The sequence below is a fragment of the Neisseria dentiae genome (assembly GCF_024580525.1).
Taxonomy (GTDB): domain Bacteria; phylum Pseudomonadota; class Gammaproteobacteria; order Burkholderiales; family Neisseriaceae; genus Neisseria; species Neisseria dentiae_A.
In genome coordinates this window covers 278,444-298,640 of the sequence record NZ_JANIKQ010000001.1, presented here as the reverse complement: position 1 = coordinate 298,640, position 20,197 = coordinate 278,444, and the positions used below count along the sequence as shown (strand labels likewise).

16 protein-coding genes and 1 pseudogene are annotated in these 20,197 nt (G+C 57.2%); 8 read left to right on the top strand and 9 right to left on the bottom strand.

Going from position 1 to position 20,197, the window contains the following annotated elements; genetic code table 11:
• Positions 1–18: 18 nt before the first annotated feature.
• The 3 genes from NQ012_RS01535 to NQ012_RS01525 all read left to right on the top strand — a co-directional run bounded on the left by NQ012_RS01535 (position 19) and on the right by NQ012_RS01525 (position 4,758).
• Complete coding sequence (locus NQ012_RS01535) at positions 19–1,569, top strand: ABC transporter ATP-binding protein (protein WP_373566622.1); 1,551 nt, start codon at positions 19–21, stop codon at positions 1,567–1,569.
• Positions 1,570–1,648: 79 nt separating this feature from the next.
• The gene (gene trxA / locus NQ012_RS01530) at positions 1,649–1,978 is read left to right on the top strand and encodes a thioredoxin TrxA (protein ID WP_085366690.1); all 330 of its coding nucleotides are present in this window, start codon (positions 1,649–1,651) and stop codon (positions 1,976–1,978) included.
• Positions 1,979–2,529: 551 nt separating this feature from the next.
• Entirely contained in the window at positions 2,530–4,758 is a 2,229-nt protein-coding gene (locus NQ012_RS01525; protein ID WP_257065710.1) for a DNA internalization-related competence protein ComEC/Rec2, read from the top strand.
• A gap of 42 nt (positions 4,759–4,800) precedes the next feature.
• Here NQ012_RS01525 and phoR read toward each other — a convergent pair whose 3' ends face one another.
• From phoR to NQ012_RS01495, 6 genes are all read right to left on the bottom strand, one after another.
• Entirely contained in the window at positions 4,801–6,114 is a 1,314-nt protein-coding gene (gene phoR, locus NQ012_RS01520; RefSeq protein ID WP_257065709.1) for a phosphate regulon sensor histidine kinase PhoR, read from the bottom strand.
• Entirely contained in the window at positions 6,111–6,815 is a 705-nt protein-coding gene (phoB, locus tag NQ012_RS01515; RefSeq protein WP_257065708.1) for a phosphate regulon transcriptional regulator PhoB, read from the bottom strand. Before phoB ends, phoR begins: the two co-directional genes overlap by 4 nt.
• Before the next feature lie 49 nt (positions 6,816–6,864).
• Entirely contained in the window at positions 6,865–7,620 is a 756-nt protein-coding gene (gene pstB, locus NQ012_RS01510) for a phosphate ABC transporter ATP-binding protein PstB (protein ID WP_085365536.1), read from the bottom strand.
• A gap of 96 nt (positions 7,621–7,716) precedes the next feature.
• Positions 7,717–8,568, bottom strand: a complete 852-nt coding sequence (gene pstA / locus NQ012_RS01505; protein ID WP_085365560.1) for a phosphate ABC transporter permease PstA — start codon at positions 8,566–8,568, stop codon at positions 7,717–7,719.
• 10 nt (positions 8,569–8,578) lie between these two features.
• Positions 8,579–9,535, bottom strand: coding sequence for a phosphate ABC transporter permease subunit PstC (pstC, locus tag NQ012_RS01500; RefSeq protein ID WP_257065706.1), 957 nt, complete (start codon positions 9,533–9,535; stop codon positions 8,579–8,581).
• A 218-nt stretch (positions 9,536–9,753) separates the two neighbouring features.
• The gene (locus tag NQ012_RS01495) at positions 9,754–11,523 is read right to left on the bottom strand and encodes an ABC transporter ATP-binding protein/permease (protein WP_257065705.1); all 1,770 of its coding nucleotides are present in this window, start codon (positions 11,521–11,523) and stop codon (positions 9,754–9,756) included.
• A 315-nt stretch (positions 11,524–11,838) separates the two neighbouring features.
• On the opposite strand from NQ012_RS01495, the pseudogene NQ012_RS01490 reads away from it, so the two are divergent.
• The 4 genes and pseudogenes from NQ012_RS01490 (at position 11,839) to NQ012_RS01475 (ending at position 17,338) form a co-directional block, all read left to right on the top strand.
• Positions 11,839–14,110 (top strand): annotated as a pseudogene (locus NQ012_RS01490) (TonB-dependent receptor).
• Positions 14,111–14,388: 278 nt separating this feature from the next.
• Positions 14,389–14,535, top strand: a complete 147-nt coding sequence (locus NQ012_RS01485; RefSeq protein ID WP_257065704.1) for a hypothetical protein — start codon at positions 14,389–14,391, stop codon at positions 14,533–14,535.
• Positions 14,487–16,280: a monovalent cation:proton antiporter-2 (CPA2) family protein gene (locus tag NQ012_RS01480; protein WP_257065703.1), complete on the top strand. Its 1,794-nt coding sequence runs from the start codon at positions 14,487–14,489 to the stop codon at positions 16,278–16,280. The genes NQ012_RS01485 and NQ012_RS01480 overlap by 49 nt, the downstream gene beginning before the upstream one ends.
• Positions 16,281–16,438: 158 nt before the next feature.
• Complete coding sequence (locus NQ012_RS01475; RefSeq protein ID WP_257065702.1) at positions 16,439–17,338, top strand: pirin family protein; 900 nt, start codon at positions 16,439–16,441, stop codon at positions 17,336–17,338.
• Between the two features lie 273 nt (positions 17,339–17,611).
• On the opposite strand, the gene NQ012_RS01470 is transcribed toward NQ012_RS01475, so the two are convergent.
• From NQ012_RS01470 to NQ012_RS01460, 3 genes are read right to left on the bottom strand one after another with little or no spacing between them, the layout of a single operon-like run.
• Positions 17,612–18,055 carry a phage virion morphogenesis protein gene (locus tag NQ012_RS01470; protein ID WP_257065700.1) on the bottom strand — a complete coding sequence of 148 codons (444 nt, stop codon included), beginning with the start codon at positions 18,053–18,055 and terminating at the stop codon, positions 17,612–17,614.
• Entirely contained in the window at positions 18,030–18,314 is a 285-nt protein-coding gene (locus NQ012_RS01465; RefSeq protein WP_257065698.1) for a hypothetical protein, read from the bottom strand. The genes NQ012_RS01470 and NQ012_RS01465 overlap by 26 nt, the downstream gene beginning before the upstream one ends.
• Before the next feature lie 2 nt (positions 18,315–18,316).
• On the bottom strand, positions 18,317–19,126 hold the full coding sequence (locus NQ012_RS01460) for a phage head morphogenesis protein (RefSeq protein ID WP_257065697.1): 810 nt from the start codon (positions 19,124–19,126) through the stop codon (positions 18,317–18,319).
• Positions 19,127–19,381: 255 nt separating this feature from the next.
• Here NQ012_RS01460 and NQ012_RS01455 point away from each other — a divergent pair, with 255 nt between their 5' ends.
• The gene (locus NQ012_RS01455) at positions 19,382–20,071 is read left to right on the top strand and encodes a transposase (protein WP_257065695.1); all 690 of its coding nucleotides are present in this window, start codon (positions 19,382–19,384) and stop codon (positions 20,069–20,071) included.
• Positions 20,072–20,197: the final 126 nt, after the last annotated feature.

Sequence of the window (20,197 nt, the reverse complement as noted above, 5' to 3'; positions counted from 1 at the left end):
ACGGCCGTCTGAAAAATAATGCTTATGAACCCAATCCTCGAAATCGACAACCTGAATGCATTTTTCCCCTGCCGCCAAGTGCTGCACGGCATCAATCTGGCGGTTCACGAAGGGCGCAAGCTGGCGCTGGTGGGAGAAAGCGGCAGCGGTAAAACCGTGCTGGCGCAAGGTATCATGCGGCTGAATCCCGCTGTGTCGTTAACAGGCCGTCTGAATTTCAACGGCGAAAACCTGCTCGATAAAACCCCGCGCCAATTGCAGAAATTGCGCGGCAAAGAAATCGGTATGGTATTCCAAGAACCGATGACGGCGCTCAACCCGGTGATGCGCGTGGGCAAACAGATTGCCGAAGTGCTGTCGCTGCATCTGGGCTTGAACGCCAAACAGGCATGGGCGCGGGCGGTGGAGCTGCTGGCCGAAACGGGCATACAGCATCCCGAAGAAAAAGCCTTTGCCTACCCGTTTCAGCTTTCGGGCGGGCAGCGGCAGCGGGCAATGATTGCGATGGCGGTGGCGGCCGAGCCTAAGCTTTTAATTGCCGACGAGCCGACCACCGCGCTCGATGTGGCGGTGCAGGCGCAGATTCTCGATTTGCTCTCGCGTTTGCAGGCCGCCCATAACATGACTTTGGTTTACATCAGCCACGATTTGAACCTGGTGCGTCGCTTTGCCGACGATGTGGCGGTGATGCGCCACGGGCGGATTGTCGAACAGGGGGCGGCGGCGGAAGTGTTTGCCAACCCGCAGCACGAATACACCAAAATGCTGCTTAACGCAGGCGCGGTGCGGCAGGTTCAAACGCTGCCGGCCGGCGCGCCGACGGTGTTGGAAGCCGAAAACATCAGCGTGGCCGTTCCCGAGCGCGCGGGCTGGTTTAAAAATCAGCAGAAAACCTTGCTTTCGCCGGTGTCGTTCGATTTGAAAGCGGGCGAAACGCTGGGCGTGATCGGCGAGAGCGGCAGCGGCAAAACCACGCTGGCCAAAGCAGTGATGCATCTGATGGAAAGAGAGGGCCGTCTGAAAATCAACGGCGAAACGTGGAACAACCAATCGCGCAAAGCCGTGCAGATGGTGTTTCAAGACCCGTTCGGCGCGTTCAACCCGCGCATGAACGTGTTTGAAATCGTTTCGGAAGCCTTAGGTGTGCATGCGCCCGATGTGGACAACGCCGAAATGCGCCGCCGTGTGGTGGAAGTGTTGCAGCAGGTGGGTCTGCCCGACGATATTCTCGAACGCTACCCGCACGCGTTTTCCGGCGGGCAGCGGCAGCGGCTGGCGATTGCGCGCGCCATCATCGTGCGGCCGCAGGTGCTGGTGCTCGACGAGCCGACCAGCGCACTCGATGTGCAGTGGCAGCAGCAGATTCTTGAATTATTGGCCGGTTTGCAGCAGCGGCACGGTTTGAGCCTGATAATCATCAGCCACGATCTGGCTGTGATACGCGCCCTGTCGCACCGCGTGATGGTGCTCAAAGACGGGCAGGTGGTGGAGCAGGGCGTGCTGGAAGAAGTGTTTGCCAAACCCGATGCCGACTATACACAAAAACTATTGGCACACGCAGGCTCTTGAAATTTTGCCGTCCAGGCCATATGCTACACCACGTTAATTAACCGAATGAACCTTCATTCACCGTCAAAAGGAACACACTATGAGCAGCAACTTAATCGTACACGCTACCGATGCGAGCTTCGAGCAAGACGTATTGAAATCCGACGTGCCCGTATTGCTGGATTTTTGGGCACCGTGGTGCGGCCCCTGTAAAATGATTGCACCGATTCTCGACGAAGTGGCCGCCGAATTCGAAGGCCGTCTGAAAGTGGTGAAAATCAACATCGATGAAAACGAGCAAACCCCGTCGCAATTCGGCGTGCGCGGCATCCCCACGCTGATGGTGTTTAAAAACGGCCAAAACGTCGCCACCAAAGTGGGTGCGCTGGCCAAAGGCCAACTGGTTGCGTTTGTGAATGCCTCGATTTAAAGCGGTTTAAACGTTTTAAATTTGTTTTTGATAAAAGGCCGTCTGAAAATTTTCAGACGGCCTTTGTTATATAGCCGATCAACTTAAGAAAAGCATACACGTCATACTCGGGTTAAAACACTTGTGTCATGCTCGGGCTTGACCCGAGCATCTGTTTGTTTTAGAAGAAAAAGAGATACTCGGGTCAAGCCTGAGTATGACGAAATATCATACATTTAGGATTAAAACGGCTTTTTTTGCAAAGGTCTCAGGCCGCCTGAAATGTTTAAATCCCGTCATTCCCGTGTAGGCGGGAATCCAGACGCTTGGCATTCAAATATTTGTTTAATCAATACTTCAATACTTCCATCTGGATTCCCGCCTACACGGGAATGACGGAATCAGGTTTTTCAGGTGGTGTTGAATTTTGCAAAGGTCTCAAATTTTTCAAGAAAGTGAGATGCTCGGGCTAAGTCCGAGTATAACGGCCATTGGTTTTTTCAGACGGCCGATTGCCGGCAGCCTATACGGTTTATATAATACCTTCATTTATTATTTTATATGAAACTACTATGCCGAAACCGTGGCTGCCTTTATGGGTGGCGGGCGTTGCCGCTTCGTTCGCCCTGCCTGCCGTACCGTCGTGGACGGTATTGGCAGCGGTATGGCTGTGCCTGCTGGTACTGGCTTGGCGGTTTCGGGCGGCGGCGTGGCTGCTGCTGTGCTTGAGCGGCGCTTTATACGGCATCTGGCGTACACAGTCGGCGCTTGATAAGCAATGGCCGCTGTTTCAAACAGCCTCGGTGCCTTTAACAATCGAAGTGACGGATTTGCCGCAGCGCGACGACAAGCGTGTGCGCTTTACCGCAAAAGCGGCAGACGGCGGCGGGCGGCATTACCGCTTGCAGTTGTCCGACTACCAGTTGCGCGACTGGCCGGCGGGCAGCCGCTGGCGCGTGCAGGCGCGGGTGCGGCCGCCGGTGGGCGAGGTAAACCGCATCGGCTTCAACCGCGAAGCGTGGGCGTTGGCGGGCGGCATCGGCGGCGTGGGCACGCTCGGCAAAGAGCGGCAGGCGTTGGCCGGCGGCGGGCCGCCGTTGCTGCTGCGGTGGCGGGAACATATCAGCCGCCGCTGGCAGAATACCGATACGCACGGTCGGGATTTTTCAGACGGCCTCGGTCTGATGCGGGCGTTGAGCATAGGCGAGCAGTCGGCTTTGAGCGGACAAGCGTGGCAGTCGTTCCGGCCGCTGGGTTTGCATCATTTGGTGAGCATTTCCGGCCTGCATGTGAGCATGGTGGCGGTGTTGGCGGGCTGGCTGGTGAAACACGGGCTGCGCGTGTTGCCGTTCGTGCCGAAAACACCGCGTCTTTGGATGCTGGCGGCGGGTTTGTCGGCGGCGGTGTTTTATGCGGGTTTGGCGGGGTTTTCGGTGCCGACCCAGCGCAGCGTGCTGATGCTGCTGGCGCTGGCGTGGGCATGGTGGCGGGGCAGCGGCGCGTCGGTTTGGGCGGGGTGGTGGCAGGCGTTGGCGTTGGTGTTGCTGTTCGACCCGGCTGCGGTTTTGGGCGCGGGGTTTTGGCTGTCGTTCGGTTTGGTGGGTGCATTGTTGTGGGTTTCGGCAGGCCGTCTGAACGAGCGCGGCCTGAGGGTGGCGGTGCGCGCGCAATGGGCGGTAACGGTGGTGTCGGTGGTGGCGTTGGGCAGTCTGTTCGCTTCACTGCCGCTGTTGAGTCCGTTGGTAAATGTGGCGGCGATTCCGTGGTTTTCGTGGGTGCTGGTGCCGCTGGCGCTGGCCGCTTCGCTGCTGCCGTTTGCCCCTTTGCAGTGGCTGGCGGCTGCGGCGGGCGAATATACGCTGCGGCTGGTGCAATGGGTGGCGCAAAGCGCTCCCGAATATGCCGTGGCGGCCGCCCCGCCGCTGTTGTTGCCGCTGGCGGCGGTGGCGGCGCTAATCGTGTTGCTGCCGCGCGGTTCGGGCTGGAAGCCGTTGGCATGGCTGGTGTTGGCGGGTTTTGTGTTTTACCGCCCGAATGTGCCGCAACAAGGCCGTCTGAACGTTACCGTGTGGGATACGGGGCAGGGTTTGTCGGTGTGGATGCAAACCCGCAACCATAATCTGCTGTTTGATACCGGCACCGAAACGGCGGCGGCCGCGCAAATTCTGCCCAATTTGAATGCCGCGGGCGTACGCCGTTTGGATACGCTGGTGTTGTCGCACCACGATGCCGACCACGACGGCGGTTTCGCGGCTCTGGCGCAGGCCGGGCGGCCGCGCGAAATTCTGGCGGGGCAGCCGCAGTTTTACCCGCAGGCAGCGTTTTGCGAAGAAAAACAATGGCAGTGGGACGGTGTGTATTTCGAGCTGTTGAGGCCGTCTGAAAACGAAACGGCGCAGGATAACGACCGAAGCTGCGTTCTGCGCGCGGTGGCGGGCGGGCAGGCTTTGCTGATAACGGGTGATTTGGGGCGGCGCGGCGAGCTGGCGCTGGTGGAAAAATACGGTGCGGGTTTATACAGCCAAGTGCTGGTGCTGGGGCATCACGGCAGCGATTCTTCGTCGGCAGGCGCGTTTCTCAACGCCGTGTCGCCGCAATACGCCGTTGCTTCCAGCGGCTTTGCCAATGCCTACCGACACCCCGCCGCGGCCGTGCAAAACCGAGTGAAAGCACACGGCGCGGCATTGCTGAGAACGGATTTGTCGGGCGCGCTGGTGTTTGAATTGGGCGGTGGGGAAGATGTGTTTCGAGGCCGTCTGAAAACAAGCAAGCCTTATTGGCAGAAGAAGCCGTTTGAGTGAACGTGTTACGCTGCAAAACGGCCCGGGGTGCACGGCCGTGCTTTACGGCTGGTCAACTGTTTCGGCTTTTTCCAATTTTGTTGAAAACATGCTGCCTTCGCCCACGCTGCTGCTGATGTTCAGCACGGCATGGTGGTTGGCGAGGGCATGTTTGGCGATGGCGAGGCCGAGGCCGGTGCCGCCGTTTTTGCGGTTGCGGCCGGCATCGGCGCGGTAGAAGCGTTCGGTCAAGTGGGGCAGGTGTTCGGGCGCGATGCCGGGGCCGGTGTCGCGCACGGAAAATTCGGCGTTGCTGCCGTTGTCGTGCAGCGAAACGGTGATGCTGCCGCCTTCGGGGGTGTAGCGTACGGCATTGGCCACCAGGTTGCCCAAGGCGCTGTGCAGTTCGGTTTCGGTGCCGTGAATGAAAATGTTTTCGGCTATATGGCTTTGGAACTGGTGGCGGCCGTCTGAAAGGGCGCGGCCTTCGGCGCAGATTTGTTCGGCCAGCTCCGACAGGCTGAAGGTTTGTTTGTGTGTTTCGCCGCCGCCGCTGTTTTCGAGGCGGGCGAGGGTGAGCAGGTCGGTAATCAGGTTGAGCATACGGCCGCTTTCCTGCTGCATCAGGCCGATAAATTCGGCACGCTCGCCGGGCGGCAGGTCGGGTAGGTCGGCGAGGGTTTCGAGAAAGCCGCTGATAACGGTGAGCGGGGTGCGCAGTTCGTGCGATACGTTGGCGATAAAGGCCGAACGGGTTTCGTTAAGTTGTTCGGCGGCGCTGATGTCTTGCGTAACCAAGAGTTCGAGGCGGGTTTCGAAGGTGGTGCGGGTGAGCATCACGCTGCGGGGTTTGAGGCCGCCTGAAAGGCGGATTTTCAGTGTGGGCGGGGCATTGTCGAGCGGTTGTTGCAGAAAGCTGTGGAATTCGGGTGTGCGTATCAGGTTTTTTAAGATGCCGTTTTGGTCTTTTTCAAAATCCAAATCCAGATGGACGGCGGCTAAGCGGTTCATCCACTCGATGCGGCCTTCCTGATCGAGAATAATCACGCCGTCGGGCATGGCGTCGATAACGCGGTTGAAGCGTTGCAGCGAGCGGCCGAGCTGCTGTTTGCGTTTTTTGCGGCTTTTGGCCTGCAACAGCAGGGTGTTGAAGATGTCGTCCCAAATGCCGTAGCCGCGCGGCACCAGCCGCAGCTTGGGGTTGGCGAGCCAGCGTATCAGGCGCACCAAATGGAACCAGTGCAGCAGCAGGTAGGCAAACAGCAGCAGGCTCCACACGCCGCCGACGGCGGCAAACCCGCCCAAAAAATAGGCGGGTACGGCTGAGGCCAGCAGTAGGGCGGAAAAGCTCAGCAGGTGGCGGCGTATCAGGTTCATGGCGTTTCGCCGCTTTCGGTGTAGAAGCGGTAACCGAGGCCGCGCACGGTTTGTATGCAGTTTCCTGCGCCGCCTTCTTCGAGTGCGCGGCGCAGGCGGCTGATGTGCACATCAACGGTGCGCTCTTCGACAAACACATGGTCGCCCCACACTAAATCGAGCAGTTGGCGGCGGTTGTAGGCGCGGTTGGGGTGGGTGATGAAAAAGTGCAGCAGTTTGAATTCGCTGGGGCCGAGTGCAACGGGCGTGCCGTTGGCGCTGGCGGTTTGTTCGGCGGGGTTGACCGTTAAGCCGCCCGCTTCGATGGTTTGTTCGGTTTTCTGCGGGGCGCGGCGGCGCAGCAGGGCGTTGACGCGGGCAATCAGTTCGCGTGGTGAAAACGGTTTGGTAACGTAGTCGTCGGCGCCGAGATTCAGGCCTTGCTCTTTGTCGGACTCGGTGCCGCGGGCGGTGAGCAGGATAATCGGCAAATCGCGCGTGCGGGTGTTTTGGCGCAGTTGTTTGATCAGTTGCAGGCCGGATGCGCCAGGCAGCATCCAGTCGACCAGCACCACGTCGGGCAGTTCGGCGGCCAAAAGGGGCAGGGCTTTTTCTACGCTGGGCACCACCGTTACTTGAAAGCCTGCCTGCTCCAGCACGAAACCGATCAGCCTGCCGATGGCTTCTTCGTCTTCTACTGCCAGAATATTCACTTGGGGCATGATGCTTCTCCTCGTTTTACTTGGTCGGGCGGCCGTCTGAAAGCCGCAATCAGCCGAATTTGCCGGTGATGTAGTCTTCGGTTTCTTTGCGGGCGGGTTTGGTGAATATCTGTTTGGTGTCGCCCACTTCTATCATTTCGCCCAAATACATATAGGCGGTGAAGTCCGACACCCGTGCCGCCTGCTGCATATTGTGGGTAACGATGGCGATGGTGTAGTCGTTTTTCAGCTCGCCGACCAGCTCTTCGATGTGGGCGGTGGAAATCGGGTCGAGCGCGGAAGTGGGTTCGTCGAGCAGCAGCACTTCGGGTTTGCAGGCCACGGCGCGGGCGATGCACAGGCGCTGCTGCTGCCCGCCCGAAAGCGAGTTGCCGCTTTGTTTGAGTTTGTCTTTCACTTCGTTCCACAGGGCGGCTTTCTTCAGCGCCCATTCTACGCGGTCGTCCAATTCGCTGCGGCTTAATTTTTCATACAGCTTCACGCCGAAGGTTACGTTGTCGTAGATGCTCATGGGAAACGGCGTGGGTTTTTGAAACACCATGCCCACTTTCGCGCGCAGCAGGTTCAAATCGGTTTCTTTGCCCAAGATGCTGCGGCCGTCGAGCAGCAGTTCGCCCTCGGCGTGCATATCGGGGTATAAATCATACATTCGGTTGAAGGTGCGCAACAAGGTGGATTTGCCGCAGCCGGAAGGGCCGATAAAGGCGGTGACCCGGTTGGCGGGGATATCGATATTGATGTTTTTCAGGGCATGGAAGCTGCCGTAGCGGAAGTTGAAATTGCGCACGGTGATTTTGGCCTGCATGGTGGAATCCTTACTTATTAATCTTTAAAAACTTGTGTTTGCTTTTTCAGACGGCCTTGATGCCGGTTGCCGATAGAGGCCGTCTGAAAAGCCGGTTTAATGCTTGCGGGCGCTCAATATTCTGGCGCCGATATTGGCGGCCAGCACGGTTAAGGCGATTAACAGGGCGGCGGCCCAAGCCAGCTCGTGCCAGTCTTGGTAGGGCGACATGGCAAACTGGTAAATCACGTTGGGCAGGTTGGCCATGGGCTGGCTCATGTCGGTGCTGAAAAACTGGTTGTTGAGCGCGGTAAACAGCAGCGGCGCGGTTTCGCCGGCAATCCGCGCGAAAGCCAGCAACACGCCGGTTAATACGCCGGCTTTGGCCGCGCGCAGCGTAACCATGCCCACGAGCTTCCATTTCGGCGTGCCCAGCGCATAAGCGGCTTCGCGCAGGCTGTCTGGCACCAGCCGCAGCATGTTTTCGGTGGTGCGCACCACCACGGGTATCACCAGCAGCGACAAGGCAACCGAACCGGCCCAGCCCGAAAAACGGCCCTGCGGCACCACAATCAGGCCGTACACAAACAAACCGATTACGATAGAAGGCGCAGAGAGCAGAATATCGTTCATAAAACGGGTGGCTGCCGCCAGTTTGCTGCGCCGGCCGAATTCGGCCAGAAAAATGCCGCACAAAATCCCCACCGGCGTGCCGATGAACAGGCCGCTTAAGGTAATCAGCAGGCTGCCCCAGATGGCGTTGCGCAGGCCGCCTGCCATGCCCGGCGGCGGCGTATCGAGTTGGAAAATGCCGGTGCCCAAGCCGTTGAAGCCTTCGTAGAACAGCGTGTAGAAAATCCAACCCAGCCAAAACAGGCCGAACGCCATAGTGAGCCAGGCCATGGTTAGATTGAAGCGGTTGAGCAGCCTGCGGCGGCGGTAAACGGGGTTGTTGGCGGATTTTTCCATAACCATGCTCCTAGTGTTTGCTGCCTTCGTTGCGCTGCATATGCAGCAGCATCAGTTTGGAAATACACAGCACCACAAAGGTGATCACAAACAGAATCAAACCCAGATAGAGCAGTGAAGAGAGATGCAGCGGATCAACCGCCTCGGCAAATTCGTTGGCCAGCGCGGAAGTAATCGACACGCCCGAGTTATACAGGCTGCTGCTGATATTGAAGGTGTTGCCGATAACGAAAGTTACCGCCATCGTTTCGCCCAGCGCGCGCCCCAAACCCAAGATAATGCCGCCGACCACACCGGTTTTGGTGTAGGGCAGCACCACGTGGCGCACCACTTCCCATTTGGTGCTGCCCAGGCCGTAAGCCGATTCTTTCAGCATGGTGGGCGTGATTTCAAACACGTCGCGCATCACCGAAGCGATAAACGGGATAATCATAATCGCCAGAATCAGCCCGGCCGCAAACAGGCCGATGCCCATGGGCGCTCCCTGAAACAGCGCGCCCACCACCGGCAGCCTGCCGACGGTTTCGATAAAAAACGGTTGGATATGTTCGGAAAACACGGGGGCGAACACAAACAAGCCCCACATGCCGTAGATAATCGAAGGAATGCCCGCCAGCAGTTCCACGCAGATGCCCAGCGGGCGGCGCAGCCAGGCGGGGCAGAGTTCGGTGAGGAAAACGGCGATGCCGAAGCTGACCGGAACCGCAATCAAGAGCGCAATCGCCGAAGTAACCAGCGTGCCGTACACCGGCGCCAACGCACCGTAGCGCCCCTGAACCGCATCCCATTCCGACGAGGTGAAAAAACCGAAGCCGAATTCGCGCATACTCGGCAGCGCACCGACAACCAGCGAAATCAGAATGCCGCCCAAACTCGCCAGAACCAGCAGGGCGAAAAAGCGGGTGGTGCCCACAAACAGCGTGTCGAGCAGGTGTTGGCGTTTCAGTTTTTGGTGAAGCCCGTCCATAACGCGTTTTCATAGGAAGTTAACGAATGAAAGGCAGTATAGCGGTGTAATGTTTCAGCAATATTACAATACAGGCCGTCTGAAAGTTTCAGACGGCCTGCGGCTTGTGCAAAACTGTTTCAACGTCCGGTAACACTTTTCCCGTTACTCCCGCCTGCTCGGCGGTAGTGCAGCGGACTTGCGAAGCTAATGACGGGATTTAAGCATTTCAGACGGCCTTAACCGCAGGCCGCTTCGCCCACAAACATACGGCGGTTGTGAAAGGCGGCCAGCGTGCCGCGGTGGCCGATGCTCACGATAATGCTCTCGGGCAGGCGTTCGCGGATTAAGGTATAGAGCGCGGCTTCGGTCGGTTCGTCGAGCGCGGCGGTGGCTTCGTCGAGCAGCACCATTTTCGGCTTCGTGAGCAGAATGCGCACAAACGCCACACGCTGCAATTCGCCCGGCGAGAGCCGGTTTTGCCAATCGTCGGGCTTGTCGAGCTTGTCGGCGAGGTGGCCGAGACAGCAGGCCTGCATGGCGGCCACCAGTTCGGGGTGGTGCGGATCGATATCGGGGTAGCACACGGCTTGGCGCAGGCTGCCTTGCGGTGTGTAGGGGCGTTGCGGCACAAACAGAATATCGCGGTGTGCGGGGCGGCCGATGGTGCCGCTGCTGCCGAACGGCCACAAGCCCGCCAGCGTGCGCAGCAGCGAGGTTTTGCCGCAGCCGCTGGGGCCTTGTATCAAGAGTGCGTCGCCGCTTTTAACATTCACGTTCAAGTTGTTCAGCAGCACGCCGCCGTTGTGGCGGTAGAGCGTTACGTTTTCGAGCGAGAGGCCGTCTGAAACCTCGTTAACCTGCGGCGTGCCGGTTTGTTTGATTTGGTTGGCGCTGGTGAGAAAACCGCTCAAACGCTCCAAACGGGCGCGGTAGGCGGTAAATTCTTCGTAGAAATTGCGGAAAAACGATAAAGCGCGTTGCAGGCGGTTGAATGCCTGCACGGTTTGGTGCATATCGCCGATTTTGATTTGCCCGGCAAAAAAGCGCGGGGCTTGCAGCATCAGCGGCAAAAGCTGCACGCCCTGCGTGAGCAGGTCGTTGAAACCGTTCAAGGTAACGCTTTGGCGGGCGATTTTCCAGCGGTTGCGGATAATGGCGGCAAAACGTTCGCCAAGCTGCTGCCGTTCGCGCCATTCGCCGTTGTAAAACGCCACGCTCTCGGCGTGGTCGCGCACGCGGATCAGCGAATAGCGGTAGTCGCCGTTGAGTTTTTCGTTGTCGTAGTTATAGCGGATCAGCGGTTTGCCTATCCACATTGCCGCCACGGTGGAAAGCAGCACGAACACAAACACGAAAAACACCATGCCGCGCGGAATTTCAAAGCCGAGCAGGCTCAAAATGCCCGACAGCCCCCATAAAACGATGGTGAATTCAATCGCCGAAATCACCGAATTGAGCATGCCGCGGATAAATTCGATGGTGGAAGCGATAAATTCCTGCGCATCCTGCTGGATACGCTGGTCGATATTGTCGGGCGCGTGGCGGCGCATTTGCAGGCGGTAATAGTTTTTATCGGCCAGCCAGCGTTCGGTGAGCACGGCGTTTAATTTTTCCGACCACTTAATCGCCAGCGCCTGATCGAGAAAATCGTTCACGATGCCGTTGAACGTGCGCATCAGCACCACGCCCGCGTTAATCAGGGCGAAAAACCAAAACGCCTGCGCTTTCGCATCTTGCAGGGCGCTGTATAAGCCGTTGTAGAAAAAGGTGTTTAAAACGTTCAGGCGGATTTCGGTGAGCAGCAGCAGCACCATCAGCGTAACCGTCAGCGCGGTTTTGGCACCGCTTTTTTTATCGATACAGGGGCGCAGGATATACCAAAACTGTTTGCCGAAGCGGGTTTTGCCCGCCAGAAAAACAATCAGCACCAAAGCGGCCATCACGCCGCCGAGGGTTTGCAGCAGCCACATCGGGCTGTCGTTGAGTTCGATTTGCCATTTTTCCATATTGATTGAAGCGCACCGTGAAAGGCCGTCTGAAACGTTTTCAGACGGCCTTTATATAGCCGGCAAACATTTTCCGCCGCAAGGTAATGCCGTGGCGGGAAAGTGGGCGGCCATAAGGTTTGAAAAGATAAACAATGTAAATATAAATGAGAATATTTGTGAAGCAAAAACAACGGATTGAAAAATTTTACAAAGCCGTTTTTTTAATATTCCGATAACTTCGAATTATAATACGCCGAAATGATGCAAGTGAAGATAATTCTCAAAATTGATTTATCTGTTGTTTAATTTTATTTAACCCGACAGAGTATGCGTATGAAAAAACAAACACATAAAATCGCCTTGCTGCCTTTACTGGTTTTGCAGGCATGGGCTTATGCCGATACAACCGCCGCGACCGCTGCGCCGGCGGCAGCCGAAAATGCCGAAATCGAAACCGTGGTGGTAAAGGGCAGGGCGGCGAAATCCTATTCCATCGCCAGCGACGGCGACCTGCGCGACCGCGTGAACTTGGGCCTGCTCGGCAAAGCCAACGCTTTTACCGCGCCGATTACCGTGGTGAACTACGATGAAAAAGCCCTCAACAACACCGAAGCGCGCACTTTGGTGGATGCCGTCGCCAAAAACGATGCTTCCACATGGCAGTTCGGCGGCGAGAGCAACACGCTTACCGGCCTGTATTTCCGCGGTTATCAATTGGATGCCCGCCAATTCAGCGTAAACGGCCTGGCCGGTATGTACGGCACGCAGGGCACGTCCAGCGTGCAGGTGGCTTCGGCGCAGTTGATTAAAGGCGCGTCCACCGCCGTAAACGGCATGGACCCCGAAGGTGCGGTATCCGGCGCGGTAAATATCGAAACCAAAAAAGCCGCCGACGAAGGCAACCGCAAAATCGGTTTGGGCTGGTTCAGCGACAGCCGTGCACAAGGCACATTCGATTTGGGCCAACGTTTCGGCAGCGACAAGCAGTTCGGCGTGCGCGCGAACGGCAAGCTGCGCCACGGCGACACCCCGCGCGACGGCTTTAGCGAAGACAACAAAGAATTCGCGCTCAATGCCGATTACCGTGGCGAAAAACTGCGCGTGGCGTTCGATTCCATTTATTCCAAACGCAAAGTTAACGGTGGCCGCGCCCGTATTCAAGATATCCAAAACGCCAACGGCCGCCTGTTTGACGCGCCCGACGGCAAAACCAATCTGTTACCAAGCTGGAACTGGCAGAATACCGTCGGCCAAACCAATATGCTGACGTTTGAATATGACCTTGACGCACCGGTGCAAATCACCGGCGGCATCGGTTACAACAAAGCGCGTTATTACGGCACACTGATTTCGCCGACCGCCTGCGCAAGCGCGACGGCAACAAGTGCGCAGAGCGGAAACAATTGCGACGGTACGCAATACACCACCGGCCGCGCCCGTATGACCGACCAATATTTCCGCACCCTGAGCATGAATCTGGCAGCGCGCGGCGAATTTGAAACCGGGCCGGTGAGCCACAACTGGAGTGCGGCATTCGACCGCATCATCCGCAACCGCACCACGCTGCAAAGCGCGCAAAGTGCAGCCAACAGCAGCCGCGTGATTACGCCTTACGGCGCAACCAGTATTGAAGAGCAGTTGGCGGCATACAGCCCCACTATCCCGACAGCGATGAGCACCAGCTTGGATACCGGCACCAAGGTTAACAGCTTTGCTTTATCCGACACCTTGGGCTTTGCCGGCAACAAATACCGCCTGACTTTGGGCGGCCGCTATCAAATGGTTGACCAAGAAGACAAAATAGAAGGGCGAAGTGTTGATGCCGCACGCTTCAGCCCCATGGCCATGGCCGCTTGGGTGCCTTCGCCTGATTTAGTGGTTTACGGCAACTATATGGAAGATTTGGAGCCTTCCGAACTACGCATAGATGATGACGGCAACGCAACCATGGCCGACCCGCGCGTCAGCCGCCAGTTTGAAATCGGCGTGCGCAAAAACTGGGGTGATTTCGTTACCACGCTGAATGCTTTCCAAATCACCCGCCCGGGTTATTGGCGCGGCACCACCACCACCGGCACGGATTTTGCCGCCTTGAGCGCCGCAGGCTTGGCTTACAGCGGCAAAGAGCAGGGTAAAGAGCGCAACCGCGGTATCGAATTCAACACTTATGCCAACCTGTTAAACCAAACCCTGCGCCCGAGCTTCGGCATTATGTATCTGCAATCGCGCGTGAAAGATTACCCGAATGCTGCCGATAATCTGGTGAGCGGCGTGCAGGTGGCTAATCCGCGCGTAATCGCCAAAGCAGGCATCGAATGGGATACGCCGTTTGTTAAGGGCTTGACTTTGAGCAGCAATGTCCAATATTTCGGCAAATCCTATCAGCGTACCGATAAGGCTTACGCGTTCCCGTCGTACACCCTGGTGGATGTGGGCGCACGCTACAAAACCAAACTGGGCGGCAAAAACGCTTTAACGGTTAGTGGTGCGGTGGAAAACCTGTTCAACAAAAACTACTGGCAGGTTCAGCGCGGCCAATACGACCGCAGCTTCGCCGGTAGGCATGCCGCGAACTTATTGGCTGAAAGCCGAGCTGGAGTTTTAATTTAACCGGCATTAACCGACAGGCCGTCTGAAATCTTTTCAGACGGCCTGTAACTTTTGCAAAGCTATCTTAAGGCCGTCTGAAACGCGTATAGTGAATTAACTTAATAATCAGGACACATGTCATGCTCGGGTCAAGCCCGAGCATGACGGCAGTTTGGATATTTCAGACGGCCTGAGGTTTTGCAAAAGCTTCGGCCGATTCGTGCCAAAGTCGGGTAAAATGCGGCTTTTTTATTCCAACAATCTCAACAATCTCTTTATTTTCCGGAGTCTTTTATGGCAGCAGAAGGTGCGGGCGAACTGATTAAAATGGTTGCCCTGCTCGGCTCGGCGGTGGTGGCCGTGCCTTTGTTCAAACGCTTGGGGCTGGCTCGGTGCTCGGTTATCTGGCGGCGGGTTTGGTTATCGGCCCGTTCGGCCTGAAACTGTTCGACGACCCGCAGGCGATTATCCATATTGCCGAATTGGGCGTGGTGATGTTCCTGTTCATCATCGGCCTCGAAATGAACCCCTTGCATCTGTGGGCCTTGCGCCGCCAGATTTTCGGTTTGGGCAGTTTGCAGGTGGTGCTGGCGGCCTTCATGCTCACGCTGGTGGGCATTTTCGGTTTCGACGCGCCCTGGCAGGTGGCGTTCGTTTGCGCTTCGGGTTTCGTGCTCACTTCTACGGCGATTGTGATGCAGGTATTGGGCGAGCGTAACGAGCTGGCCAGCCGAGGCGGGCAACGCATGGTGTCAATTCTGCTGTTTGAAGATTTGCTGATTGTGCCGCTGCTGGCGATTGTGTCTTTCCTTGCGCCGCATGATCCGGCGTATGCCGCCGAAACCGGCTCGGTGTGGCTGAAGCTGGGCACGGCGGCATTATCGGTGGTGGTGCTGGTGGCGGCCGGTTTGTGGCTGCTGAACCCGCTGTTCCGCGTGTTGGCCAAATCCAAGGCGCGCGAAGTGATGACGGCGGCGGCGCTGCTGGTGGTGCTGGGCGCGGCCTTACTGATGGAAGAGGGCGGCCTGTCGATGGCGATGGGGGCGTTTGTGGCCGGTGTGCTGCTGTCGGAATCCAGCTTCCGCCATCAGCTCGAAGCGGACATCGAGCCTTTCCGCGGCCTGCTGCTCGGCCTGTTTTTCCTCGGCGTGGGCATGGCGTTGGATTTAAATGTGGTGGCGCAAAACTGGCAGATTATCGTGTCGGGTGTGCTGGCCCTGATGGCGGCCAAGGCGGCGGTGATTTACTTTGTGGCGCGGGCAGCGAAAAGCAGCCGCGCCGAAGCGGCGGAGCGTGCGGTGATGATGGCGCAGGGCGGTGAATTTGCCTTTGTGCTGTTTTCGGCCGCGTTTTCGCAGAAAGTGATTGATGCCACCGTGAATGCCAATATGACGGCGATTGTGGTGCTGTCGATGGCGCTGACGCCGCTGTTTCTGATTCTGCACGGCAAATACCTCGCCCCGCGCCTGAAGCAGAAAGGTGCGGAACGCGAAGACGACGAAATCCACGAGCAAAAAGCGGTGATTGTGATCGGCATGGGGCGTTTCGGCCAGATTACCACCGATATCCTGCGCATGTGCGGCTACCCGCTGACCATTATCGACAAAGACCCGGTGATGGTGGACGGCATGAACAAATACGGCATCAAAACCTATTTCGGCGACGCCTCGCGGCCGGAATTGCTGTTCACCGCCGGCATCGAAAAGGCGCAGTTGCTGGTGGTGGCGATAGACGATAAAGAACAGGCGCTGCACATCGTCGCATTCGCCCGCAAGGTCAACCCCGATCTCAAAATCATCGCCCGCGCCTACGACCGCATCCACACCTTCAAACTCCACCGGACGGGTGCGGATGCCGCCGTGCGCGAAACCTTTGATTCCGCCGTGCGCACCGGCCGCACCGCGCTCGAAGTGTTGGGCATGGAAAAAGGCAAGGCCGACGAAATCAGCCGTTTCTATTTCCACCGCGACCGCGCCCGCGTAGCCAGAATGGCGCCGCTCTACAATCCCGAAGACGCAATCTTCCAAAACGAGGAAATGCTCAACGTGGCCAAGCAGGAAGACGCCGAAACCGCCGCCATGATGCAGGCGCTGATGCGCGGCGAAGTGGTGGAATGGCCTGATGAAAGCGAAGCGGCATGGCCGTCTGAAAACGCGGCCGGCGAAAAAGCCGCTTTATTGAAATAACAACGGCTTGAGGCTTTTGCAAAGCATTGGGGCCGTCTGAAAGCTATTTCCCGTTATTCCCGCCTGTGCGGCGGAGCGTATCGGACTTGCAAAGCCAATGGCGAAAGCCGGGCATTTCAGACGGCCTAAACGACTTACAAAGATTATAAGGAATATCGATGAACACCGAAAAACTCACCGCAAAAACCAAAGACGTCGGCGGCATCCCCGTCGCCCGCCTGTTGCCGCAAGGCAGCCGCCGCACCATTGGCGCGTGGTGTTTTCTCGACCACGCAGGCCCCGCCGCATTTGCGGCGGATGCAGACGGCCTTCAGGTTGGCGCCCACCCGCACACCAATCTGCAAACCTTCACTTGGATGTTGGCAGGCGAAGTGTGGCACCAGGACAGTTTGGGTTTCCGCCAACTGATCCGCCCCAAGCAGGTCAACCTGATGACCGCCGGCACCGGCAGCGCGCGCGGCATCGCCCACACCGAGCAAACACCCGCCGGCATCAAGGAGCTGCACGCGGTGCAACTGTGGATTGCGCTGCCGATGAACCAAGAAATCGAACCCGGCTTCCAACACTATCCCGAGCTGCCCGAATGGCAGGAAAACGGCATGCGCCATGTGTTGACCACCGGCAGCTTCGGCGGCCATACCGCGCCCACCGCCCAACACAGCCCACTCGTCGGCGTGGACATGCAGTTCGACCAATCCGCACGCATCAGCATTCCCGCACAAGCCGGCTGGGAATACGGCGTATTGGTGATTGCCGGCAGCATCAGCGTGGGCGGGCAGACCTTTGCGGCCGACGAGCTGGCCTTTATCGAAGCCGGCGGTGCCGAATCGTTTACGCTCGAGGGCGAAGCCGGCAGCCACATCATGCTCTTGGGCGGCGAGCCGCTGCCGCACCCCACCGTGATTTGGTGGAACTTCGTTGCCGACAGCCGCGAAGCCCTGCAACAGGCCGTGGCCGACTGGAACGGCGGCAGCAGCCGTTTCGGCGCGGAAATCGACTTGGGCGGCACCAAGCTGAAACGTTTGGTCGCACCGGAAGTGCCGCAAGGTTTGCGTTAAACAAAGCGGACGAAATTTTTGCAAGCCGTTCAGGCAGTCTGAAACATCCGATTATCGTCATTAGCTTCGCAAGTCCGCTGTGCTACCCCGTCTGCGCGGGGATGGCGAGACACAAACTTTTTCAGCACATGGTGAAACCAAGTGAGATAAATATATAGGGGGGTGTGAGATAAATGGGATTTTTGGGGATGAAGTTGGATTTGGTGGGATGGGAGATTTGAAACGATGTTGCACAGGGTGTAACAAAATGAACGGGCTGATTTGGCCCGTTTTTTATATGCCTTTGCTCAGGGATTTTAAGGCGATGTCGAGGAGTGCGCGCTCGGCGCCGGGTTGAAGTTGGCCTGCGCCGCTGATGGGAAGGTATGGGCGGGCGGGGATGGTTACTTTTTTGCCTCTGCCCGCTTGACCGCCGAGGTGGTGGACGGCGGCGTATTTTTTGTTGCTGCCGATGCGGGCAAAGTCGTTGCCGGTTTGGGTGCTGATGCTGGCGGCAAGTTGGCCGGAGAGTTGCAGGGTTTTGCCGCTGTCTGCGTCGGCGCGCCGGCTGCGCAGCCATTTTTTGCCGCCCCAGCTCTCGCTTTCGAAGTTGTCTTCTGTGAGGGAAACCATTTCGGTGGCGATGGCGCGCATCATGGGGCGGGTGTTGGTGGCGTTTTTCAGCAGTTGGCTGAGGCCATGCTGTAATTGTTTATCGTCTAGGCTGATTTCCAGCATTTTTTTCTACCGTAATTATCCAATTTCCTAAGGCTTTTCCTTTATGGGCAACCTTTGTAAGACTAAATACCGCCCTGTTTGAGCCACTTTCGGCCACAAAACCTGCCAATAAAATCGCGAGACTTGAAGCCTGTATGCTTTCCCGTTCGGTTTTTAAGTTGACGGCAATGCTGCGTACTAGTTTCCCTAAGTCCTCATCTGACCAATCAAGATAAGAGGCTGCTTGTTTTTCATCTTCTGTCAAAATCAATTCTGCCATATTTATCCTTTCAGCAAATCCAATACCCATGACAAGGCTGTTTTGCTGGCCGCCAGCCCTTTTTTAAAGCGGTTGTCGGCCATCATGTCTTTTAATGCGGTGCGGGCGATATCGGGGTGTACGGCTTGGGCTTTATCGGCGGCAACCCGTGCCATGCGGTTAAGCATGGCTTGCCCTTGGTTGGCGTTGAAGCCGACATTGGGGGCGACGAAGGTGCCGTTGATGCGGATACCTGTGCGTTGGCCGTAGCGTGCCTCGCCGGTGTACTCATTGGTGCCGATATCGACGGTAACGGTTTCAAGCGGCGGGCTGGGCTGCACTTTGGCCGCGCCGCGCGATTCGGAAAGCGGCTTGACGCGGCAGCGGCAGCGGTAGTCGAGCGGCGGATAGAGGGTGTTCCACACGGGATCGGTGGCGGCGTACACCTTGCCATGAAGCAAGCGGTGGCTTGCGCGGGTTCGGCTGTCGTTGATGGCGACGTACTCCCAATATGGGTGGGTGTCGATGCTCTCCATCATCTCGGCGTAGCGGCCGGCCATGTAGGCCGACTGCATATTGGTAAGATAGATGGTTTTGAGGCGGTGCGGGCTGCCGAGCTGTACGTTTTGGGCGTCGCCGGTATCGGGGTTGGCTACGTCTTTGCGCCCCCACCAGCCTTTTGCTTGAAGTATGGGGGTCAGTTCTCGGCTGAATTCCTCCAGCGTTTGGCCGTTTTCAAGCGCTTTGAGTGCCGCACTATATATATCGTCCAACACATCCATTTTGGCGGTTTTGGTGAAGCCGCGCGCGATAAATCGGCGCGGCTTCAACATGGGTAGATTGGGTCGAAGACCCGACAAAACCTTCAAGAAAGTAATAATGTTGGGTTTCCAACCCAACCTTGTATCTTCCCGCCCATGTGGATAAAGCGCATTATCCACACACCCGGCAGGGCAGGATATTGTACCCAACCTGAGTGCCCCGACACTGCAACGCAGATAAACCTGCCCTGCCATTCATCATCACAATCTGAACAGTAACCGAGTGCGCGGCTAAACCGCTGACACTGCATAAACAAGGAAAGATATATGATGGAGCTTAAATATTTTATCGGCATCGATGTTTCCAAAGCCAAACTCGATGCAGCTTGGCTCAAAGATGTCCAAGCATACCGCTACCGCAGTAAAGTGCTGGGCAATAACCCCAAAGGCTGCTTACAACTGTTCGACTGGATCCGTAAAAACATCACCACCGATTTGGCCGAAATCGGCAGTGCGCCGGACGAAGTGGTTTTGTCCATCCGCCAAATCCAAACCGCCATCAGCGACAGCATGGCCGAATTGCAGCGGGATATTGATGAGCACATCGACCGCCATCCTGATTTAAAACACGATATCGAGCTGCTGAAAACCATTCCCGGCGTGGGTGATGCGGTTGCGCCGCGTATGGCTCTGCTCTACCGCAGCCGCCCGTTTCGAAGCGCTGCGCAAATGGCCGCCTTTCCGGGGCTGGTTCCGAAGGAGCGCACATCAGGCCAATACAGAGGCAAGGTACGGCTGAGCAAACAGGGTAACAGCAAATTCCGGGCATTGCTGTATATGCCGGCGGTAGTAGCAAAAGGTTGCAATCCCGACATTAGAGCCTGCTGCGAGCGCCTGCCGGCAAGAGGCAAGAGCAAAATGCAGGCCATTGGTGCCGTAATGCGCCGTTTGGTTCATATTTGTTTTGGTGTACTGAAGCATCAAACGGTTTATCAAGCCCGAACGGTCAATTTTTAATGGCTTGTGCTTGACTGGGAAGACAGTATCTACCCATACTGATTGAGCACCGCCAAACAAACGGCATACTTTCGGGTATGCCGTTTTTCTTTCGGGTTTGTTTTCAGACGGCCTGCGACCTTTGCA

Coding starts and splice junctions, on each gene's coding strand:
- phoR (WP_257065709.1), bottom strand. CDS start 6,114: ATGAACCTGATACGCCGCCACCTGCTGAGCTTTTCCGCCCTACTGCTG.
- NQ012_RS01460 (WP_257065697.1), bottom strand. CDS start 19,126: ATGTTGAAGCCGCGCCGATTTATCGCGCGCGGCTTCACCAAAACCGCC.
- NQ012_RS01535 (WP_373566622.1), top strand. CDS start 19: ATGCTTATGAACCCAATCCTCGAAATCGACAACCTGAATGCATTTTTC.
- pstA (WP_085365560.1), bottom strand. CDS start 8,568: ATGGAAAAATCCGCCAACAACCCCGTTTACCGCCGCCGCAGGCTGCTC.
- pstB (WP_085365536.1), bottom strand. CDS start 7,620: ATGCAGGCCAAAATCACCGTGCGCAATTTCAACTTCCGCTACGGCAGC.
- NQ012_RS01455 (WP_257065695.1), top strand. CDS start 19,382: ATGATGGAGCTTAAATATTTTATCGGCATCGATGTTTCCAAAGCCAAA.
- phoB (WP_257065708.1), bottom strand. CDS start 6,815: ATGCCCCAAGTGAATATTCTGGCAGTAGAAGACGAAGAAGCCATCGGC.
- NQ012_RS01525 (WP_257065710.1), top strand. CDS start 2,530: ATGCCGAAACCGTGGCTGCCTTTATGGGTGGCGGGCGTTGCCGCTTCG.
- NQ012_RS01465 (WP_257065698.1), bottom strand. CDS start 18,314: ATGGCAGAATTGATTTTGACAGAAGATGAAAAACAAGCAGCCTCTTAT.
- NQ012_RS01485 (WP_257065704.1), top strand. CDS start 14,389: ATGGCAGCAGAAGGTGCGGGCGAACTGATTAAAATGGTTGCCCTGCTC.
- NQ012_RS01495 (WP_257065705.1), bottom strand. CDS start 11,523: ATGGAAAAATGGCAAATCGAACTCAACGACAGCCCGATGTGGCTGCTG.
- trxA (WP_085366690.1), top strand. CDS start 1,649: ATGAGCAGCAACTTAATCGTACACGCTACCGATGCGAGCTTCGAGCAA.
- pstC (WP_257065706.1), bottom strand. CDS start 9,535: ATGGACGGGCTTCACCAAAAACTGAAACGCCAACACCTGCTCGACACG.
- NQ012_RS01475 (WP_257065702.1), top strand. CDS start 16,439: ATGAACACCGAAAAACTCACCGCAAAAACCAAAGACGTCGGCGGCATC.
- NQ012_RS01470 (WP_257065700.1), bottom strand. CDS start 18,055: ATGCTGGAAATCAGCCTAGACGATAAACAATTACAGCATGGCCTCAGC.